We start from the raw sequence: 19,592 nt of genomic DNA on the forward strand, positions 1-19,592 counted from the left end.
AACTAAATTATTATACAATTATTCGGCGGTCTTGGCAAGTCATTTCACCTCTTTTTGCGTGCAAAAAGGACGGAATCCCCGATTATTTTGTCGAATCCCGCCCTTTCGCTACGTTTTTCGCCTGCGTTTGGCGTCGCTTACAACGCGTCCGCGGCGACTTGTCGTTGCGTCACCACGTGCAGATTGGTCTCGTAATAGGTGGGCAAAGTGCCGATATCCGACCAAAATCCCGCGCACTCTTTCGCGTACAGATTCCCCAATAGCGCGGGGAAAACGTCCTTGGCGAAATCCACGAATCCGTCGGGCACGAAGTGTAGCAAACGGCGGTCGCAAACGTAGATACCCGTATTCACCAGGCGCGACGTCGGGTGTAGCGGTTTTTCCTCGAACGAGCGCACCAACCCGTTTTGGTCGGCGACGATCACGCCGAAGCGCGAGGGATTTTCCACCCGATAGGAAGCGATGGTTACCAATCCGCCCTTTTCGTAATGGAAGTCCGCCAACGCCCCGAGGTCAAAGTCGGTATAGGCGTCGCCCGACACCACCAAAAAGTCTTCGTCGAGAAAGGACGCCGCGTTTTTCACGCCGCCCGCCGTTCCCAAGGGCTTCTCCTCTCGAAAGTAGTGCAAGCGCACGCCCATTTCCGCGCCGTCGCCGAATGCCTCCACTATTTTATCCCCCATATACCCCAGCGTCACCGCTATATCCGTCACGCCCGCAAGGCGAAGCCGCCTCACGATATACCACATCACCGGCTTGTCCAAAATGGGCACCAAGGGCTTGGGCAAATGATTGGTCAAAGGCATCAATCGACTGCCTCTTCCGCCTGCCATTATCACACCTTTCATACATACCTCCTTGCTTATGTATCCGTCGGCAAATATCGCGTTTCCCCGTGCATTCACGCACTTTTGCGCGTTTTCAAAGTGCGGACGGCGACCTCGGCGCGGCCGCCCGCCGTCTTGCTCACAGGTCTTTCGGCTCGTGCGGTTTGTCGTTCAGACGCTTCTTCACGAGCCCCGCCACGGTCACGCCGAGGCCCGCAAGCCCCATCGCCACCAGGAAGAACGCAAAGATCACCCCCAATACGGCGGCGGACAATTTGACCGCCAACAGCGAAAACCCCACGGCGGACGCCAAAGACGGCGCCAATAGCGTCCGAAAGCCTTTCTTATCCAGCAATTTATGCTTGGCGTGCACGGCCAAAGACGCCGACGCCATGGGCACGAACGCCACCAGATTGAGCCATTGCGCAAGGTGTTGCGGCACGCTAAGCCCCTGCGTCAGGATGGGGATATACACCGTGCCGCCGCCCATACCCATACCGCCCAAAACGCCCGCGACCAGCCCCGCTACGATCAGCCAAACCATTTGACGATACCCAAAACGCCCGCCAAGGTCATCAAGGCGTAAAAGAGCAAGGCGACCACGCCGTTTTTCAAGCGGGCAAGCAACAACGCGCCCATCGCGCCCCCTACCGTCACGGTCAGGGCGGAAACGCCGCCCAACGCCCACCGATGCACGCCCGACAACGTATAGGTCACCGCGCTCAGCACGCACAAAGGCAACATTACGCCGATGGCCGTCGCGTGCGCTTTCTTGGTGGGCAAACCGCCAAGATAGTGCAAAGCGGGCACGGTCACCATACCGCCGCCCCCGCCCAAAAGCCCGTTCAACGCCCCTATCAGCACGCCCGACAGCACCAGGGCCGCTCGTTTCAAGTTGCTCTTTTTCTCCGCGTTCATCAAGGCTATTGTGTCTCGAACGGTGAAATATATGCCAAAAATTACTAATTTTTGTGTGAAATTATCAAAAAAGAGGCTCAATTAATTTGATTTATTTGGACGTTTATATTAAAATGTATTGGTCTATGCTTGCGTGTGCACGCGTGACAAAATAGTAAACAATCACAAAAAGGTGGTCAAACGACATGAAATTCAAACATTTATTGACAGTATTGCTTGTCCTCACCATTTGCTTCAGCCTTTGTTTAGTGGCTGTCGCTTGCGGCGAGAACAAAACCGAAGAGCCTTCCGGTACGACCGAAGAGACCAAAGCGGAAGAGACCAAAGAAACCGAGTCTCTCCTCGTCGGCAACGGCAGGTTCGAACAATTCGGCGAAGGCTCCGCCCCCAACACGGCGACTTCTTGGTCGGGCTCCACGTCCGACTCTACCGTCGACACCGTTGCGGGCGTCGTTCCCATGAAGCAAGCCGACTACAACGCGGCTATGAGCAAGTGGAACAATCTGGCCTACCCCGGCAACGTGCCCGAAGCGGAGGAGAACAACCACGTAATGTTAATCTACAACAGCGGGGCTACCGTATACACGTACAAGCCCACCGCGCAACTTACCACGACCATCGGCGCCTACTACAAGTATTCGGTGCAGTTGTTGGTCAAGAGCGGCGAAGTCGGCGTTTCCGCAGGTAGCGGTGCCTACGTCACCTTCACGGGTTCGGTCTATCATCAATTCGGACCTTTCGCCGAGACCGACGGCTGGCAAACGATTACTTTGTACGTCGCCGCCTCGCAAGCGTCCGAGCAAAAGGTCAACGTAGCCTTGTCCTTGGGCATCGACGGCAACCCCTCCGCGGGTTACGTCTTCTTCGACAACGTCGTTGCCGAGAAGATCACGGCCGCCCAATACGCCGAGGCCGATCTCACCGACGCGGCCAAGACCGCGGCGTACAGTATGCTCGTACCCGACGGCAACTTCATCAACAGCACAGACACTTCCGCCGTCAAGACGCCCGCCACTTGGTCGGGCAATAGCGGCAAAGGCAACGGTAGCAACGCCAACAGCACCTACGTCCGTTCGGGCATCGTCACCACGGACGCCGACGGTTGGGCCGCCTGGAACGACGCCGCATCTCTCACCGCCGACAACGTCAAGACCCCCTATGACGTAGAGGAAGTCAAGGACGGCTTGTCCTCGGACGGGAAGATCCTCGCCATCAGCAACGACTTCGCGTTGTCCCCCGCCGGTGCCAAACTCTTGGAGGAGTGTTACACTTCCTACGGTTTCACCAACACGATGAAGATGCACATCGCGCCCAACACCGCCTACGCTTTGAGCGTGTGGGTGTACACCGACCTCAACACCGCGGCCGAGGTCACCGAAGCCATGACCGCCCGCGAGGCCACCGACCTCGATAGCGACAAAGACCACACCACCTTTGGTGCCAACGTCATTTTCAGCGGTTTCGGCGATTTCGCCTTCAACAATATCGACACCCAAAAGACTTGGAAGAAATACACCTTCTACGTCATCGGTTCCGCCACGCGCTACAAAGACGTCAACGTCGAGTTGTGGCTTGGTAAAGGCGGTATGGACGACGCGACCCGCGCCAGCGGCACCGTCTATTTCGACAACCTCACCCTCACCCCGTTGGACTACGCCACGAGAGAGGCCGCCATTGCCGCTTGCCAAGAGTTCGTCGCCACCGCCGACGGTCGCGCTTTGGTGGTCAATATGGCCGACAACGCCGAGGAACTTATCGCCAACGGCAACTTCCAAGACGGCACCAACGGTTGGACGCTCGAGGCCGTCAACGGCGTGCGTGACACCGCCGCCGACGTCAAGACCGCCGTCATCGACACCGTCGCCAACGCGGACAAAGACGCCGCTTGGTGGAAAGAAACTTACGCTTTGGACGCCAACCCCTTGGCGCCCCACACCTTCAACCCCGTGTTGATGATCAACAACGTCAACCCCAGCGCCTATCGCGTGCGCACCGAGGGCACCGTCCAAATCAAGGCCAACCTCTTCTATCGCGTGGCCGTTTGGGTGAAGACCGCCGACATTGACAGCGAGAAAGGCATCACCGTGGCTTTGATGAACGCGGACGGCGATACCGCTTTGTCCAGTTTCAGCACCGTCAATACCGCTTCCTACGAGAACGAGATCGAGGGCGTCAACGGCTACGAGCAGTTGGAGTTCTACGTCAAAGGTAGCAACCTCGTCACCGAAAACACCGCCACGGGCGACAACAAAGAGGTCTATATCCTCATCACCTTCGGCACGGGCAACAACTTCGACACCGACGAGTTCTTGGCCGGTAAGGTCTTCATCGCCAACGTCAATATGCAACAAATCGACGAGAGCGAGTATTCCGACCACTCCTCCAATTCGACCTACAGCAAGTCCTATTCGTTCGCCGCGTCCAGCGGTTCCACGAGCGGTGCTTTCGCCGACAGCAAATTCGACGTAGTCACCTACGACGCCGACAAGGTCAATGCGGACGGCACGCAAAAAGGTCTCTACAAGCCCTCTTCTTGGACGGTCACTTCGGCCGCCAACGTCAACGCCGGCATCCTCAACGTCACCCAAACCGCTTTCGTGGACGAATTGAGAACGCTCACCCAATACGACTTCGGCGAGGTGTACAACGCTTGGGCGGATTCGGTTGCCGAGGACGTCAAACGCGACTACAACGTGGACTTCGGCGCGCCCAACGTCTTCATGGCCTACACCACCAAAGACGAGGCCGTCAAAGCCGTCAAGGTGCTCAACAACAGCTCCATAAGCCTCAGCACCAACAAATACTATATCATTCGTTGCTACGTTCGTGCCATAGGCACGAGGGGCCAAATCGAGTTCTCCACGACGGGCAACAAAGAAAGCGTCGTCGTTGACTTCGGCGTCAAGACCGCCGAAGACGGCACCGTTACCACCACTCCCGTCGCAGAGAGCGCTTGGGAAGAGATCTGCTTCGCCGTCCGCACGGGCAGCTTCGGCTCGGTCTCCGCCACCATCAACGTCTACCTCGGCAACTACTCCGAGGACAAGAACGCCGCCGACGCGGACAAGCCCACCTATCAGGGCGTCATCTTCGCCGACTCCTTCACCTGCTACGCCATTGACGAGGACGTCTACGCGGCATTCGTGGACAACGGCGCGGACAGTGCCAACTTCACCACCGAGACCTTCGAGAAGGCCACCACTTCCACCGAGCCCGTTGAGCCCACTTCCTGGACGGGTAGCGGCTCCTCCGACAACGCCAGGGTCAAAGGCATCTACAACCGCAACTACACCACGACCAAGTTGGAGTACAAAGACAAAGTGAAGACCGTGGATGAGGAAGGCAACGAGAAGACCGAAACCCAGTCCATCGAGGAGAAGGAACTCACCGCCGCCAACGTGTTCGACGCCACCGGCCTCACCGCGGGTGCCGACTTGGGCAACGGCGTCTTGGTCATCAACAACCAGGAGGCGGGCTACTACAACTACAAGAGCGCTTCCCTCACCTTGGCTTCCAAGACCGCTTACGCGCTCACCTTGGACGCGCGCACCTTCAATATCGCCGAGGGTGAATTTGCCCGCGTGCGCGTTTCCGTCGGTGACGACAACTTCGACCTCGCCTTCAACAGCGAGCACGTCTACAAAGTAGACGAGGCCGGCAACTACGTCTTGGCGGACGGCGCAAACGTCTACGAAGCGAAAGGTAGCGCTTGGACGCGTCTCTCCTTCTACTTGCAGAACGCCAAGTCCACTTCCGTCACGGCGTACGTTCAGTTGATGCTCGGTATGTCCGCCCTCGAGGCCGGTGTGGACGGTTCGCAAGCCGTCAGAGGTACCGCCTTGTTCGACAACGTCACCTTCGAGCAAATCACCGCCGAGGCCTTCAACACCGAGTACGCCAAGGTGTACGTTCTCAACGCCGAGAACGAAGTCACCAAGGACGAAGCGGGCAACGACGTCAAAGCCGCCGGTGCCGACCGCTATCAACTCTCCGCCAAGGCCGTGCGCATCTCGGACGACTACTCCAGCGATCCCGAGGACGAAAAGAAAGATGAAGAGAATGAGAAAGAGCCCGAAAAGACCGACTCTTCTCTCCTGTGGCTCTACATCACTTCCATCGTCATCGCCGGCATCCTCATTATCGTTATCGTCGTATGGCTTATCCGTCGCTTTATGCCCAAGAAGGTGTTGAAGCGCACCAAGAAAGACGTCGACTACGACCGCAACAACGGCGACGAGAATGCGAACGCCAAGTCCACCAAGGACGAGAAGAAGACGGACGACGAGTTCAAAGACTAATCCCCGTTTTCAAACCAAAGCACCCTGCTTCACCGCAGGGTGCTTTTTTTGTGCCGCGAGCAATTCCTTTGCGCGCGTTCTATCGTATGCGTATCCGCACGCGCTCGCCTACTCTTGGCGGCGCGCCCCCCTCCCCCACGTCTTCCTTGCGCACCGCGTAGCGTGCGCTCACGTTTTCCACGGTGTCGTACGGCGCCCAGGTATGCATAAGGTACCCTTCCACCCATAGCCGCTGCCCCGCATACAACGCCGCGTCTTCCAACGCGTTCAGTTCGGCTATGCGGTCGACCGTCGTATGGTATCGTGCGGCAAGCGACGCAATGTTCTCTCCTTTTTTGACCGAAATTATCATTTTTTCACCTCATCATACTATATGCCGCACCGCCGACATACAGTATATCGTGAAAAAGACCGTTGCCAACACCACCATCATCGTCATGTGCTTTTCCTTAGTCACCCGCCTTATCGCCTTTCTCTTCAAGGTATTCCTTTCGCGCACATTGGGGGCGGAGGCTTTGGGGCTGTTCGGCATGGGTACGGCCGTTTTCGGCCTTCTCACCATGATACCCTCGTCGGGCATTCCGCTCACCGTATCGCGCCGTGTTGCCGAAACGACGGACGACCGCCGAGCCTTCTCCACCGTATCGACGGGGCTACTGCTCGCCCTCGCCGTCAACGCCCTTACGGTGGGGCTCTTTATTCTTCTCCGCCACCCCATTTTGGGCTTATTCGCCGACCAACGCGCCGAAAAGGTGGTGCTCATCATGTTGCCCGCCACGTTCAGCACGTGCGTCTACAACGTACTGCGCGCCTTTATGATGGGGCGCAAGCACTACGTCGCCTATTCCGTCACCGAAACCTTCGAGGAAATCGTCAACGTCGTAGTCGTTTTGCTCGTTATGTACGGCGGATACGTGGCGCTGTCGGGCGGCGAAACGCTGGCCGCGGCCTTCCTCGTGGGCGACGTCGCCACGCTTATCCTATTGGTCGTGCTCTATCTCGTCTTCCGCGGTCGTCTTGCGCGCCCCGCGCCCCTTGCGCCTATCGTCAAGAGCAGTACCCCCATCACCTTGATGCGCCTTTTCACCGCGCTTGCCGCCACCTTTACGGCCGTCGTATTGCCCAACCGTATGGTCGCGGCGGGTATGACCGTCGCGGGTGCCACCGCCGCTTACGGCGAAGCCGTAGGCATGGCCTACCCCCTCCTCTTCGCCCCTCTTGCCGTCACATCCTCGCTGTCCGTCGTGCTATTGCCCGAACTCGCCCGTCTCAACGTGGGCGGTCGCCCCGGCGACGTCGCCAAAAAGATTGATACGGGGATGCACTACGTCCTACTCATCTCATCCTTTTTCTTCATCGTCTACGCCGCGTTGGGCACGCAGTTGGGCACTCTCATCTACGGCAACCAAGCGGCGGGCGAATTCGTCACGTTCGCGGCGGGGCTTGTCTTTCCGCTCACCTTGGCCCAACTCACCAACACGGCCCTCAACTCCCTCAGATTGGAACTCAAATGCTTCTTCAACAGCCTTTTGGGACTTGCCGCTATGGGACTTTGCCTGTGGTTTTTACCCGCCGTATTGGGCGTTTTTGCCCTCGCCGTCGCGCAAACGGCGTTCTTCCTCGTCTCCTTCACCGCCAACTTCTTGGTGCTTGCCCGCAAAGGCTACACGGCGATGGCATTTGCCAAACCCTTCCTCAAAATAGCGGCGGGGAGCGTGCTCATCACCGCGCTCACCACACTCATGCGGCTATGGCTCTCGAACGCCAACCTCTTGGCGTCCACGATCATCTGCGGCGCTACGGCAGGCGTACTGTACGTCGCGTTGGTACTTCTCACCAAGTCGTTCAACGTGCAGGTCGTCTTCGACTTTCTGCGTTTGCATGATCGCCGCAAGAAGAGCAAGCGCCATTCCGCGCAAGGATAGAAAGCGGCGTATATTCCCGATAAATCGCTTATCCACCGCTTTTTCCTTGCATTATGTCATAGCATAGTGCTATACTGATAGTGCAAAGTAGACGCCGCGCGTTTGAGTGTTGCAAGATGGGATGTTGCTTGCAAACGAAATGGTACGCCCTGCGGTGCGGCGTCGCGTCCGTTGCACGTCAATGGACCTTCCTTTGCTTGGAGGGTTATATGAAAAAACGCACTTTACTCACCACGCGCGACGTGGCTTTCTCGGCCGTTTTGGTCGCATTGGGCATCGTCACCAACTCTTTCGCCTTGGATACGGGCACGCACTCCGTCACGTTTACTTATACCGTGTGTTTCATCGCGGGGCACTTTTTCGGCCCGCTGGTAGGCGCGCTCGTAGGCGGCATAGGCGACATCGTGGGCTGTTTCGTCAAGGGTTATTCGCCCAACCCCCTCATTTTGGTGGGTTCGGTGCTCGTCGGTCTTCTCCCCGGGCTTATCCAACTCCTTTCGCGCCGCGCCAAGGTCAAAAAGGATCTCTATCCGCCTCTTTGGACGGTCGTATCCTTCGTGGTCACCTACGTGGTCGTCACCGTGTTCTGGAACACCTTTGCCCTGTGGTTCAGTTACGCCCGCGCGTCCAAGACCTATTGGGTATATATGCTCGCGCGCCTGCCCTTGCAGACCATCGTTTGGGCTATCAATCTCGGGCTTTCGCTCGTCCTCTACCCCGTCCTGTCCCGCGTGTTGCGCGTTTCGCCCACCTCGGTCATTCAAAAGATCAAGGAGCGCAAGGACGAGGACGTGCCCCCCGCGCCGCGCCCTCGGCGCACGGTCAAGCAAGTGCTATGCCAAGATTATCTCAACCCCTTCCTCGCGGCCACCATCGTCACGGGCGTCATCTTGGTCGCCGTCCTTATCGGCGTGCTGTATTGCAGAGTATAACCCCAACGAAGCAAAAACCGCGTGCTTCCTTGCGAAATGCACGCGGTTTTTCTATATTTTCTCGTTTTTACTATGCTATCTTGCGCTAATCCTCGTCGTCGTCCGTACCGAAGGTAGCGATGGGATGCACGGCCCCCGTATCGACGTCTATCGCCACGCCGTCGCACACCTCCACGAGGACGTTACCCGCGTCGTTCACGTAGGTATGCCCGCCGACCGATATACCGCAATTATCCGTTTTTATATCAAAAAAGGTTTTGCTTATAGTTCATACCTCCTATTCTGCTAATACTAATAGCACGATTTTCCCATTTGTCAATAGCGCGATTCGCGCGGAAGACGGGCGCCCCGGGGGCCGAAGCTTTGCGAGGCGCGAACCCTTGGGTTCGATTACCGTCAAGGCTTCAAAAAAGCACGCTTCTTGCGTGCCTTTTTTGTCTAAGAGCGCCTAAAAGATACATTTCCAAGCTAAAACCACCTAAAAGATACGCGCCTACTGCCTCTACAATCCGGAATTATTCTATAGCTTTACAGCTTTTATAATAAGAAAATCCGGCTTATGATAAAGATCATAGTATTCAGGATACTTCCTTAAAATCTCCTCTGTCGGATAAGGTTCTTCCATCTTAAGTATCATAAAGCCGTTGTCAGATAGTGTATTCACAATTGTGGAGAACATCCTGTGATATTTTTGAACACCTTCAACAAACCATTTGGATTCTTTTTTTCCTTCCACACAATAATTAGATATATTTACATGAAGTTTTTTGCCGTTTTCATTACGCGTCCATCTGTCGCCCGTACCAGAATAGCAGGTAACAAGCGGGTGCTCCTGGGAGAAAATGAAGCTACCGCTCTTTTTTATTAATCTGGAAACGTTTCTTACTACCCCCTGAAAATCCTCGACATAATGGAAGGCCAACGAACTGATCACCACATCAAAAGTTTCGTTTATTGCATCAATATCTTCCATAGGCATTTTAAGATAAGTAATATGAGGATCACTATTTTCGCTTTGAGCTACAGACAACATTTTCTCTGAAATATCAACACCGGTAACTTTGACCGCCCCACGCTTTATATAATCAACGCAGCGCTCGCCTGATCCACAGCCAAGATCAAGAATTATTTTCCCTTCTAGCTTAGGAAGCAACGAGATCAGTGTCGGTATTTCAAACAGGTTGTTTGCATTATTTTCACGCTCCCGAAGTTTTCTGTATTCGCTAAAAAAAATCTCATTATCATAAATATTCTGCTTTGCCATAACAGTAACATCCTTCCCAAATCCCGATTTGTTGAGTTCTTTTCACGGTTCATTATAACATAAAAATGTGAAATTATCAAGTGATATTGCGCCTGCGGCGCAGTGATATTGTCCCTTCGGGACAGTTATATTTCTCGCTGACGCGAGAAGTTATATTATATTCGCCTCCAAACTGCGCGAAGCCCAATATCACTCGCGAAGCGAATATAACTGGGCGAAGCCCAATATCACTCGCCACAGGCGAATATAACTGAAAGAAACCCGATTTGGTAGACAAATCGGGTTTCTTTCATGGAGCGGAAGACGGGCGCGTGGCGTTAAGCCGACACCACGGTGCGGTGTCGGTAGCCTAAGCGGAGCGCAATCGATTTGCGCCCTGGGGGGCCGAAGCTTTGCGAGGCGCGAACCCTTGGGTTCGATTACCGTCAAGGCTTCAAAAAAAAGCACGCTTCTTGCGTGCCTTTTTTGGAGCGGAAGACGGGAATCGAACCCGCGGGAACTGGCTTGGGAAGCCAGCGCTCTACCATTGAGCGACTTCCGCATATTGCCTTTCTATTATACCCTAAACCGTTTCGTTTGTCAATGGAGAAAGCGTCGATTTCCCAAACATTTTGCCGCAGAGCGCTAACCTCTTGCAAATTTCCGCGCGGTCATATATAATATAGGCGGTGAACCGACGCCAAGGAAGGTATTATATGGACTTCTACGAAGAATTATTCAAACTCAAGACCCTACTGCGCACGGGCTGGCTTTATCGCCACGTGAATGGGCGCGTAGAGAGCGATGCCGAGCACGTTTTCTCCATGCTTTTGGTCGCGCTCCGCATTATGGCGCGCAAGGATATGCCCCTCGACCAACTCAAAGTAGTCAAGATGATCGCCTACCACGAACTCGGCGAAATAGACGTTGGCGACATCACGCCCTGCGACAACGTTTCGCGCGAAGAAAAATACGAGATGGAACTGTCCGCCATTCGGCGCATCGCCGCCGCCTACGATATGCCCGAGATACTCTCTCTTTGGTTGGAATTCGAAGAGGGCGTCTCCCCCGAGGCGCAATTCGTCAAGGCCCTCGACAAGGCGGACGCCGTCGAGCAAGCCCGCGTCTACGAAACGCACGGGCTCGCCTGTGGCGGGTTATACGACGAGTTTTACACGCGATCCCAAGCGCAAACGGATTATATCCGCCAACTGAACGAATAAGGAGTCACGCCATGCCCGCCACACAAGATTATTTGCAATACTGTCTGGATCAGCTATCCCCCCTTTCGGTCACCCATCGCAAGATGATGGGCGAGTATCTTCTCTACACCGACGGCACCTTATGGGGCGGCGTCTACGACGACCGACTTCTCCTCAAAATCACGCCGTCCAACGCGGCGAAGAATCTCCCCTCGTCCATTCCCTACGACGGGGCCAAGCCGATGTACCTGATGGATGCCGACGATAGGGATTTTCTCGTGCAATGCGTCACTTGTGCCATCGAAGACCTTCGAAAGAAATGAAAAAGAAACCTCTATTTATTCTCCTTATATGCCTATGCGTCCTCGTCCTTGCGGGCACCGCGGTCCTTATATGGTATTTCGCGTCCTACCGTCCCAAGCAAGAGCGCACGGAGCAATACCGCAAGATATTCAACGACTACTACAACGCCAAAGTCGAGTCTTTCGCCACCCAAAACGCCGAGAACGCGGGGCGGCAAATTGACGTCGTCTTTTTGGGCGACAGTCTCACCGACGGCTACGACCTCGCGCGCTACTACCCCCAATACGTCACTCTCAACCGCGGCATCAACGGCGACACAACCGTGGGGCTCGAGAATCGGCTGGACGTCTCCGTCTATCAAGTCAAACCCAAGGTGGCCGTCATGCTCATAGGCGTCAACAATCTCGCCACGATGCTGGACAATTACGAGTCTATTCTGCAAGGGTTCAAAACCAATATCCCCGACACGAAGATCGTCCTTCTTTCGCTCACATCTATGGCGGACTATTGGGCGTACAACAATCAACTTGCGGCCTACACCAACGCCTATATCAAGCGGTACGCCCAACTGTACGGCTATACGTTCGTAGACCTCTACACCCCTCTCTTTGACGTCACCACGGGCGAAATGAAACGCGAATACACCGTGGACGGCGGGCACTTCACGCACGAGGGCTATACCGTCCTCACCGACGCCATTACCCCCGTACTCGCTTCCCTACTCGGCTATTGATTCACGGTATATCCCGTCGGCTCATAGGCACGCTTATAGCGGGCTTTTTTGCGCCTTGCCGTTTACGATGGTAATTCGGCGTAAAATCATCGCAAAAACTCACGATTTCACGCAAAAAATTCGCCAAACGGTCTTGAAACCTCACCCGAAATAGTTTATAATGGGTATATATTTCTATATTTTATTAGGAGGATAATATGGAAGAATACCGTTTTACCGTCAAATATCGCGTGGACGGCGTGCTGTTCCAAACGCACAAAGAGCGCTGCGTACACTACACGATTGACAAAATCGTCACCGAAGACAGCATCAAATTGATCGTCAATCCCCGTGTGGATATGCAAATGCTGGAGATCAGTCTCGACTGCCCGCACGCGTCGGACGAGGACGAAGTCTTCTTCGCCAACGGTTTCCAGGCCTGGACGACCTCGCGCGAGTACAAGAAGACGGACGTTTCTCAAGTATATTGCACGCCTTTGCGCCACCTCGGCAAGATGGCGGACGACTTCGTCACCTGCTCGGGCGACTATCGCTTCTTCGCCCCCGACAAAGGCGCCGGCCACTTCCACAGTTGGACGTACACCTACTACAAAAAGGACGGCAAGTTGGATTTCTACGGCTCCACCTCCGAGCGCACGGGCTACACCATCTTCGTCGCCGACATGATAGAAGGCAATTTCGCCATCAGGAAGGACATCGAGGGCAAGACGCTTGCGGCGGGCGAACCCTACGAAGCGATGAACATTCTGCACTTTACGGGCGGCTACGACGAGGTGTTCGACGCCTACTTCGCGGCGTTGGGCGTCCAAAAGCCCCGCATCACCCGCATGAGCGGCTATACCAGCTGGTACAACTATTTCAAGAATATCACCGAGGATATCATCGTCCGCGACATCGAGGGGCTTACCCGCGCGGGTGACTCGGCCAACATTTTCCAGATCGACGACGGCTTTATGACCAAGGTCGGCGACTGGACCACCCTCAAGGAGAGTTTCCCCCACGGTATGCGCTACCTCACGGACAAGATCCACGAGAAAGGCTACAACGCCGGCTTGTGGCTCGCCCCCTTCAACTGCACCATGGGCTCCAAGGTGTACAAGGAGCACAAGGATTGGCTCATTATGCACGAGGACAAACCCGTCCGCGGTCTGTTCGCCCGCTTCAACGCCTTGGCGTTCGATATGTACAACGAGGAGTTCCGCGCCCATATCAAAGAGGTGTTCCGCACGGTGTTCGAGGATTGGGGCTTCGATATGGTCAAGTTGGACTTCCTCTACTCGCAAGCCATGTTCCCCCGCAACGGCAAAACGCGCGGCGAGATCATGTGCGAAGCCGTCGACTTCCTGAGGGAATGCTGCGGCGACAAGTTGTTCTTGGGTTGCGGCGTACCTTTGGGCGCGGGCTTCGGCGTATTCGACGCCTGCCGCATCGGTTGCGACGTAGCGCCGCAATATGCGGGCACCTACGTCAATCGTCTCAAATTGGCCGCCGAGGTTCCCTCTGCGCAAAACTCCATCGTCAACGCCATCTTCCGCCGTCACCTCAACGGCAGAGCCTTCGTCAACGATCCCGACGTCTTCTTCCTGCGTGATTTCAACCTCAAGTTCACGATGGACCAGAAGTTGTTGCTGGGCTTCGTCAACCACCTCTGCGGCGGCGTGTTGTTCGTTTCGGACGACGTGGGCAAGTACGACGACGAGGCGCTCAAATACGTCAAGTACTTCTTCGGCGAATCCAACGCCAAAATCGTCTCGGCCGACTACGTGGGCGTGGACGATATCGCGCTCGTCTTCGAGCGAGACGGCAAGCAAGAGACGCTTCGCTTCAACCTCAAAACGGGCGAAAGCAACGTGCGCGACCTCATCAAAGCCTAGGACACCCCTATACGAAAAACGTCCGACACCTATGGTGTCGGATTTTTTCATTCCGCTTTCGTCGTTTACGCGGTCAATATCGAAGACTTGCCCACAACGGCGCTACGCTTATTGTCTTTTCCCGATTCTATCCTCTATCACGGTCAAAAGGGGCATCACGTTGGCGTGACGATCGTCGGGCACGAAGCGGTACTCTTCCCCGCCGACGGTCAGCAATAGGTTGTTGCAATCGTGTAGCACCACGCCCTCGATCTCGTCGTATGCGGCCGCCCGGCCGCCTATGCCCACGCCTGTCTCGGTCGCCGCGAGCAGCCCGACGCCAACGACGTTTTTTTCGCCGACGTGCAAGAGTTTCCCCTCCACGGCAAACGTCTCGACCGCTTCTTCCTTGCGCACGCGTGCCAACTGCCAGCGATTCCAATCCTCGGTATTGTCGAAAGGCGCGTTTCCGATAAACCCGTATTCGTCCACGTGATACATGTGCCCGCAATGCGCACAGCGAAAATCGTCCTTTTCTATTTGGAAATCCCCTTTCTCTCCGCATTCGGGGCAATAATACAGCAGTCGTTCGATACCGGCGGCAAGCCGTTTCGCGGGGAAAGCCACGGGCGCCGCCTTTTGCGCCGCCACCACGTCGTAGTCTATTCCCCGTCGTATGCGCTCGTACAATTCGTCGACCGAAAGCGCCGCCACTTCGTCTACTTCGATGACGTCCGTCACGCTACCCCATACGCGCCCTTTGCGCTTGCATTCCGCCCATTTGGGTTTCTTGAGATAGCCGCGCTCGATGCGGTACAACACCACTTTCAGCCGCAGTTGTTTGGCCAACTTGGCCACCGCGCGGTCAAAGGGCAACGGACTGCCGTCTATGGTGATATTCCCTTCGGGGAAAAGCCCTATGCTGTGCCCCGCACGGGCCTCCGACAACATACGCTTGATGCCCTTCACGTCCATACCCGCCTTGTCCACGGGGATGGGGTCGGCCAAAAACCGCACCACGCGCCCCCAGCCGCTCGAAGCCAAGGTAGCCGAAGCCGCCACGATATGCAATGGCTCGCGGAAGGCCGCGCCCATCAGCATCGCGTCCGCTATATAGGTATGGTTGCCGATGACGAGATACGGCCCTTCGATATGGCGATACACCTTGGTCGACGCGCCGAAAAACACCCGCGCCACCAATCGCACGGCGGGGCGTATGAGGGCGAACAGGCCTTTTCGCCATTCTCTCTTCTTCTTGCCCTTCGTCACTTCGTTCATTATAGGTATTCTACCACAAATTCAAGCAAAATACAATCCCAACGCATAGACGAACGCCCGCGAATGTGATATAATATGCGTATGCAACGATATACGATAGGCGTCACGACGGATTTCGGATTGGAAGCGGTCACACAGCGAGAGCTGCGCGACGTTTTGGGCATAGCCAAAGCGCCCGCCGATAACGGTATGCTCACCTTCGAGGGCACGGCGGAAGATATCGTCCGATGCAATATGTACCTACGGACGGCCGAGCGCGTGTTCGTTGTGGTCGGCGCCAAGGAAAACGTCACCACCTTCGACGACCTTTTCGACTTCGTGGAGAGCCTACCGTGGGCTGCGTATCTACCCGAGGACGCCCGCGTACACGTCCACGGCAAGAGCGCCCAAAGCGTGCTCTACGGCGTGCCCGCGTGCCAGTCCATCACCAAGAAAGCCATCGTCGTGGCACTCAAAAAGGCCTATCATACCCCCGTTATCGAGGAAAGCGGGGTGGAATACGACGTCACCGTGCGCCTCACCAAAGACAAGGCCCTTCTCCTCATCGACACGTCGGGCGTGGGCTTGCACAAGCGCGGCTACCGCAATTTGGTCGGCGAGGCGGCCATCAAAGAGACGATGGCGGCGGGGCTACTGCTTTTGTCCGTCTGGAACCCCCAAAAGCCCCTCGTCGATCCCTTCTGCGGCTCGGGCACCATTCCCATCGAAGCGGCCTTGATGGCGCGCAACGTAGCCCCCGGGCTAAGGCGTACGCACGCCTGTGACTGTTGGACGGGCTTTGACTCGATATCGCGCACGGTGCGCGAGGAAGCGCAAGCGCGTATTCGCCAAGGCGGCGACCTACGCATAGCGGGCTTCGACGTCGATCCCGCCGCCGTCAAGTTGTCCAGGACGCACGCCGCCAACGCGGGCGTGGCGGACGACGTGCACTTCCAATGTATGGATATGCGCGAGGTCAGGTCTTCCCACCCCTACGGCGTCATCGTCACCAACCCGCCCTACGGCGAGCGGCTTCTGGACGACAGGCAGGTCGATACGCTCATGCGCGACTTTTGGCAGGTCTACGTCGCTTTGCCCGATTGGAGTCTCTATCTCATATCGGCCTATCCGTTTTTGGAGCAGGCGTTCGGGCGCAAAGCGGACAAGAATCGCAAAATGTACAACGGCAAGATACAATGCCGCCTATATCAATATATGGGCAAAAAACCGCCCAAATCCAACGTCTGAGAGGTCAATATGGTTCATTTCGGCAACGAGTGGGACGCCGTTCTCGCGGGCGAATTCGACAAGCCCTACTATTTGGAACTCCGCGAATTTCTCAAACGCGAATACGCGACGAGGACGATCTACCCCAATATGTACGACATTTTCAACGCGTTCAAATACACCCCCTACGACCAAGTGAAAGTGGTCGTCTTGGGGCAAGACCCCTACCACGAGCCGAAGCAAGCGCACGGCATGGCCTTTTCGGTGCAGAAAGGCGTGGACGTTCCCCCTTCTCTTCAAAATATCTACAAGGAATTGCACGCCGAGACGGGCTTCGTCATTCCCAACCACGGCTATTTGGTCGAATGGGCCGAGCAAGGCGTATTCCTTCTCAACACCGTGCTGACCGTCCGCGAGCACGCCGCCAACTCGCACAAGGGCAAGGGGTGGGAGACTTTCACCGACGAGGTCATTCGCCGCCTGTCCGACCGCAAGGAGCCCATCGTCTTCCTCTTGTGGGGAGCCAATGCCCGCAGCAAAGCGGCGCTTATCGACCAATCCCGCCACCTCGTATTGCAATCCGTGCACCCCTCCCCCCTCTCCGCCTACAACGGCTTCTTCGGGTGCAATCATTTCATTCGCGCCAACGAGTTTTTAGCAAAGCACGGCCAAACCCCCATTCGCTGGCAGTTATCCTTGGACTAAGGCGTATCGTTCGGCTTCGCCGCCCACGGCGCACCTCGTCAGGGCAAACGAAAAGGCATACAAAAAGGCATACAAAAAGGCTGTTGGGTTTAATTCTCAACAGCCTTTCTTTTTTGCCTTGCGGCAATTACTTTGCGTAAACGCTGACTTGTTTCTTATCTCTGCCCAGACGCTCGAACTTGACCACGCCGTCAATCAAAGCGTACAAGGTATCGTCGTTGCCACGACCGACGTTGTTGCCGGGGTGGATCTTGGTGCCGCGTTGACGAACCAAGATATTGCCGGCCAACACGAATTGACCGTCCGCTCTCTTGGCGCCCAATCTCTTGGATTGGCTATCACGACCGTTACGCGAACTACCGACACCTTTCTTATGAGCAAATAACTGAATGTTAATAAACGTCATAATTCTTTTACCTCCACTTTAACAAATTGCGAATAGCCCTTGGCAATGTCCTCTACGGCCGCGAGTGCCGTCCTCAATATAACTTCCGCGTCGTGCGCCGCCGTTTCCTTTTGCCCTTCGGCCAAGGCCAACGACAATGCGCCCTTGCGGTCGTCCGTCCGATAGGTCGCTTCGGCTTTGGCTACTTTCAGTACCCCGAGCGCCGCGCCCTGCACCACCGAACTCACGGCCGCGCACACGATGTCCTCGCCTGCCGCCGCATAGCCGGTATGCCCGTTGACCGCCACTTGAACTATTCTACCGTCTTTTACAGTAAATACTGCCTTCGTCATTACTTGACAATGTTCGTGATCTTGAGCGCCGTGAACGGTTGTCTGTGACCTTGCTTACGACGGATATTCTTCTTGGCTTTGTATTTGTAAACGACGATCTTTTCACCTTTGCCGTTCCCCAACACTTCTGCCTCAGCGTAAGCGTTTGCCACGTCATTACCGACCAACACAGTGCCTTCGTCATTGATATACAACACGTCCAACTTGATGGTGTTGCCGGCTTCTTCTTCGAGTTTTTCCACGCGAATGACGTCGCCCGCTTGCACGTTGTATTGCTTGCCACCGGTCTTGATAATAGCGTACATAGTTCTACCTCCTCTTCTCCAGTCTCGCTGTACGGGTGGGCCGCAGCCACTTAAACCCTTTCCACGCGGCTATTTTCGATTGTACCATATCCACTCCCCGCTGTCAAATACTTTTTTCAATTTAGTATATATTATTATTGCCCCACGAGGTCGAAACCTCTTCCCGCAAAAAAAGCACCGCGTCGTGCGGTGCTTTTCGATTGTCTTTTCGATTATTTGCCGGCGAAGCGTACCGTGCCGTCGGTCACGGAGATGGAGCCAACCGTATTGACGAAGGTATCCATATCGAATGCCTCGAGTTCTCCGCCGAAGGCGGCGTTGTACCACTCCACGAATTGTTGCGCCATATTTTCCACGGGCAACGGGGTGGCCTTGCAACTGCCGTCCGCCACGTTCTTGCACGCCAACACGACGATGCCTTTCTTGGTATTGCGCACGTTCATTTCCCCGCCGCAAGTGCCGCAGGTGATGCCGATGGCTTCCACTTTCTCTTTCCACTCGGCGTACTCGATGCCGCAATTCTGCACTTTTTCAGCCTCTTGCGAAGCGGCCTCTTTGGGGGCTTCCGTCTCCTCGGCGGCGGGCGCTTCGGCCGCCGCTTGCTCTTGCACGGGGGCTTGTTGCGCGGGGGCTTGCTGCGCTTGTTGCGCCTGTTGCGCTTGGAAGTCGGCGATAGCCTGCGCTTGCGCCGCGGCGATGGCCTGTGCCTGTGCCTGACCCAAGGCTTGCGCTTGCTCCTCGAAGGCTTTGTTGCGCTCTTTCTCTATGAGTTCCGCCTCTTTCTTGGCGGTCTTGGCGTCCTTTCTCGCGAGGTCTGCCAAACTGATACCTTCTTTCTTGCACAGCATTTCCACGTGGCGCATCGTATCGTAACTGTTGTCGGCGGTGATACGCACGTTGGTGGCGATATTGCAACCGATGAGCATCAACACGCCCAAGCCGATGGCGGCCAAACCGATATACAAGTTGACCGAAACGTCGTAGGTTCTGCCGGGGATAGTCATATTGATACCGAACATCACGCAAAAGGCGACGCCGATCACGACGAACAGCACCGCGACGATCATCAAAACAAAGTTAATGCCGGATTTTCCTTCCATAAGTAGCCTCCAAGAGTTTACATACA

Annotated in this window: 19 protein-coding genes and 1 tRNA gene; 9 read left to right on the forward strand and 11 right to left on the reverse strand. The window is 55.6% G+C overall.

Annotation, left to right across the window (positions count from 1 at the left end):
• Positions 1–137: 137 nt before the first annotated feature.
• The 3 genes from II896_07900 to II896_07910 form a co-directional block, all read right to left on the reverse strand.
• Complete coding sequence (locus II896_07900; protein MBQ4444553.1) at positions 138–848, reverse strand: nucleotidyltransferase family protein; 711 nt, start codon at positions 846–848, stop codon at positions 138–140.
• 118 nt (positions 849–966) lie between these two features.
• Entirely contained in the window at positions 967–1,371 is a 405-nt protein-coding gene (locus II896_07905) for a sulfite exporter TauE/SafE family protein (GenBank protein MBQ4444554.1), read from the reverse strand.
• The gene (locus tag II896_07910) at positions 1,359–1,826 is read right to left on the reverse strand and encodes a sulfite exporter TauE/SafE family protein (protein ID MBQ4444555.1); all 468 of its coding nucleotides are present in this window, start codon (positions 1,824–1,826) and stop codon (positions 1,359–1,361) included. The genes II896_07905 and II896_07910 overlap by 13 nt, the downstream gene beginning before the upstream one ends.
• Before the next feature lie 104 nt (positions 1,827–1,930).
• On the opposite strand from II896_07910, the gene II896_07915 reads away from it, so the two are divergent.
• Positions 1,931–6,043 carry a hypothetical protein gene (locus II896_07915; protein ID MBQ4444556.1) on the forward strand — a complete coding sequence of 1,371 codons (4,113 nt, stop codon included), beginning with the start codon at positions 1,931–1,933 and terminating at the stop codon, positions 6,041–6,043.
• 79 nt (positions 6,044–6,122) lie between these two features.
• On the opposite strand, the gene II896_07920 is transcribed toward II896_07915, so the two are convergent.
• Complete coding sequence (locus II896_07920; GenBank protein MBQ4444557.1) at positions 6,123–6,395, reverse strand: LysM peptidoglycan-binding domain-containing protein; 273 nt, start codon at positions 6,393–6,395, stop codon at positions 6,123–6,125.
• A gap of 49 nt (positions 6,396–6,444) precedes the next feature.
• Between II896_07920 and II896_07925 the strand changes: the two genes are divergently transcribed.
• Together II896_07925 and II896_07930 are read left to right on the forward strand one after the other, a co-directional pair.
• Positions 6,445–7,968: an oligosaccharide flippase family protein gene (locus tag II896_07925; protein MBQ4444558.1), complete on the forward strand. Its 1,524-nt coding sequence runs from the start codon at positions 6,445–6,447 to the stop codon at positions 7,966–7,968.
• A gap of 209 nt (positions 7,969–8,177) precedes the next feature.
• A complete protein-coding gene (locus II896_07930; protein ID MBQ4444559.1) occupies positions 8,178–8,900 on the forward strand; it encodes a folate family ECF transporter S component in 723 nt (240 codons plus the stop codon).
• 520 nt (positions 8,901–9,420) lie between these two features.
• On the opposite strand, the gene II896_07935 is transcribed toward II896_07930, so the two are convergent.
• Positions 9,421–10,164, reverse strand: coding sequence for a class I SAM-dependent methyltransferase (locus II896_07935; GenBank protein ID MBQ4444560.1), 744 nt, complete (start codon positions 10,162–10,164; stop codon positions 9,421–9,423).
• 466 nt (positions 10,165–10,630) lie between these two features.
• Positions 10,631–10,705: transfer RNA gene (locus tag II896_07940), tRNA-Gly, on the reverse strand.
• Between the two features lie 154 nt (positions 10,706–10,859).
• Between II896_07940 and II896_07945 the strand changes: the two genes are divergently transcribed.
• The 4 genes from II896_07945 (at position 10,860) to II896_07960 (ending at position 14,255) form a co-directional block, all read left to right on the forward strand.
• A complete protein-coding gene (locus II896_07945) occupies positions 10,860–11,366 on the forward strand; it encodes an HD domain-containing protein (protein ID MBQ4444561.1) in 507 nt (168 codons plus the stop codon).
• A gap of 11 nt (positions 11,367–11,377) precedes the next feature.
• Positions 11,378–11,668 carry a TfoX/Sxy family protein gene (locus tag II896_07950; protein ID MBQ4444562.1) on the forward strand — a complete coding sequence of 97 codons (291 nt, stop codon included), beginning with the start codon at positions 11,378–11,380 and terminating at the stop codon, positions 11,666–11,668.
• Entirely contained in the window at positions 11,665–12,381 is a 717-nt protein-coding gene (locus tag II896_07955; GenBank protein MBQ4444563.1) for a hypothetical protein, read from the forward strand. Before II896_07950 ends, II896_07955 begins: the two co-directional genes overlap by 4 nt.
• Before the next feature lie 197 nt (positions 12,382–12,578).
• Positions 12,579–14,255 carry an alpha-galactosidase gene (locus II896_07960; protein ID MBQ4444564.1) on the forward strand — a complete coding sequence of 559 codons (1,677 nt, stop codon included), beginning with the start codon at positions 12,579–12,581 and terminating at the stop codon, positions 14,253–14,255.
• Positions 14,256–14,363: 108 nt separating this feature from the next.
• Here II896_07960 and II896_07965 read toward each other — a convergent pair whose 3' ends face one another.
• Positions 14,364–15,512: a 1-acyl-sn-glycerol-3-phosphate acyltransferase gene (locus II896_07965; protein ID MBQ4444565.1), complete on the reverse strand. Its 1,149-nt coding sequence runs from the start codon at positions 15,510–15,512 to the stop codon at positions 14,364–14,366.
• Between the two features lie 81 nt (positions 15,513–15,593).
• Between II896_07965 and II896_07970 the strand changes: the two genes are divergently transcribed.
• Together II896_07970 and II896_07975 are read left to right on the forward strand one after the other, a co-directional pair.
• On the forward strand, positions 15,594–16,739 hold the full coding sequence (locus II896_07970) for a class I SAM-dependent RNA methyltransferase (GenBank protein ID MBQ4444566.1): 1,146 nt from the start codon (positions 15,594–15,596) through the stop codon (positions 16,737–16,739).
• A 9-nt stretch (positions 16,740–16,748) separates the two neighbouring features.
• Positions 16,749–17,423 (forward strand): uracil-DNA glycosylase, encoded by a 675-nt coding sequence (locus tag II896_07975; GenBank protein MBQ4444567.1) that lies wholly within the window; start codon positions 16,749–16,751, stop codon positions 17,421–17,423.
• Between the two features lie 127 nt (positions 17,424–17,550).
• Here II896_07975 and rpmA read toward each other — a convergent pair whose 3' ends face one another.
• From rpmA to II896_07995, 4 genes are all read right to left on the reverse strand, one after another.
• Complete coding sequence (gene rpmA, locus II896_07980) at positions 17,551–17,829, reverse strand: 50S ribosomal protein L27 (protein MBQ4444568.1); 279 nt, start codon at positions 17,827–17,829, stop codon at positions 17,551–17,553.
• Positions 17,826–18,161, reverse strand: coding sequence for a ribosomal-processing cysteine protease Prp (locus tag II896_07985; GenBank protein ID MBQ4444569.1), 336 nt, complete (start codon positions 18,159–18,161; stop codon positions 17,826–17,828). The genes rpmA and II896_07985 overlap by 4 nt, the downstream gene beginning before the upstream one ends.
• The gene (gene rplU, locus II896_07990; GenBank protein MBQ4444570.1) at positions 18,161–18,466 is read right to left on the reverse strand and encodes a 50S ribosomal protein L21; all 306 of its coding nucleotides are present in this window, start codon (positions 18,464–18,466) and stop codon (positions 18,161–18,163) included. The genes II896_07985 and rplU overlap by 1 nt, the downstream gene beginning before the upstream one ends.
• Positions 18,467–18,678: 212 nt before the next feature.
• Entirely contained in the window at positions 18,679–19,566 is an 888-nt protein-coding gene (locus II896_07995; GenBank protein ID MBQ4444571.1) for a hypothetical protein, read from the reverse strand.
• Positions 19,567–19,592: the final 26 nt, after the last annotated feature.

It is taken from the genome of Clostridia bacterium (genome assembly GCA_017394805.1).
Classification (GTDB): Bacteria; Bacillota; Clostridia; order Christensenellales; family CAG-1252; genus RUG14300.

Excerpts from the sequence above, each read along its gene's own strand:
- II896_07900 (MBQ4444553.1), bottom strand. The coding sequence starts at position 848 with ATGAAAGGTGTGATAATGGCAGGCGGAAGAGGCAGTCGATTGATGCCT.
- II896_07905 (MBQ4444554.1), bottom strand. The coding sequence starts at position 1,371 with ATGGTTTGGCTGATCGTAGCGGGGCTGGTCGCGGGCGTTTTGGGCGGT.
- II896_07915 (MBQ4444556.1), top strand. The coding sequence starts at position 1,931 with ATGAAATTCAAACATTTATTGACAGTATTGCTTGTCCTCACCATTTGC.
- II896_07920 (MBQ4444557.1), bottom strand. The coding sequence starts at position 6,395 with ATGATAATTTCGGTCAAAAAAGGAGAGAACATTGCGTCGCTTGCCGCA.
- II896_07930 (MBQ4444559.1), top strand. The coding sequence starts at position 8,178 with ATGAAAAAACGCACTTTACTCACCACGCGCGACGTGGCTTTCTCGGCC.
- II896_07935 (MBQ4444560.1), bottom strand. The coding sequence starts at position 10,164 with ATGGCAAAGCAGAATATTTATGATAATGAGATTTTTTTTAGCGAATAC.
- II896_07945 (MBQ4444561.1), top strand. The coding sequence starts at position 10,860 with ATGGACTTCTACGAAGAATTATTCAAACTCAAGACCCTACTGCGCACG.
- II896_07950 (MBQ4444562.1), top strand. The coding sequence starts at position 11,378 with ATGCCCGCCACACAAGATTATTTGCAATACTGTCTGGATCAGCTATCC.
- II896_07955 (MBQ4444563.1), top strand. The coding sequence starts at position 11,665 with ATGAAAAAGAAACCTCTATTTATTCTCCTTATATGCCTATGCGTCCTC.
- II896_07960 (MBQ4444564.1), top strand. The coding sequence starts at position 12,579 with ATGGAAGAATACCGTTTTACCGTCAAATATCGCGTGGACGGCGTGCTG.
- II896_07965 (MBQ4444565.1), bottom strand. The coding sequence starts at position 15,512 with ATGAACGAAGTGACGAAGGGCAAGAAGAAGAGAGAATGGCGAAAAGGC.
- II896_07970 (MBQ4444566.1), top strand. The coding sequence starts at position 15,594 with ATGCAACGATATACGATAGGCGTCACGACGGATTTCGGATTGGAAGCG.
- II896_07975 (MBQ4444567.1), top strand. The coding sequence starts at position 16,749 with ATGGTTCATTTCGGCAACGAGTGGGACGCCGTTCTCGCGGGCGAATTC.
- rpmA (MBQ4444568.1), bottom strand. The coding sequence starts at position 17,829 with ATGACGTTTATTAACATTCAGTTATTTGCTCATAAGAAAGGTGTCGGT.
- II896_07985 (MBQ4444569.1), bottom strand. The coding sequence starts at position 18,161 with ATGACGAAGGCAGTATTTACTGTAAAAGACGGTAGAATAGTTCAAGTG.
- rplU (MBQ4444570.1), bottom strand. The coding sequence starts at position 18,466 with ATGTACGCTATTATCAAGACCGGTGGCAAGCAATACAACGTGCAAGCG.
- II896_07995 (MBQ4444571.1), bottom strand. The coding sequence starts at position 19,566 with ATGGAAGGAAAATCCGGCATTAACTTTGTTTTGATGATCGTCGCGGTG.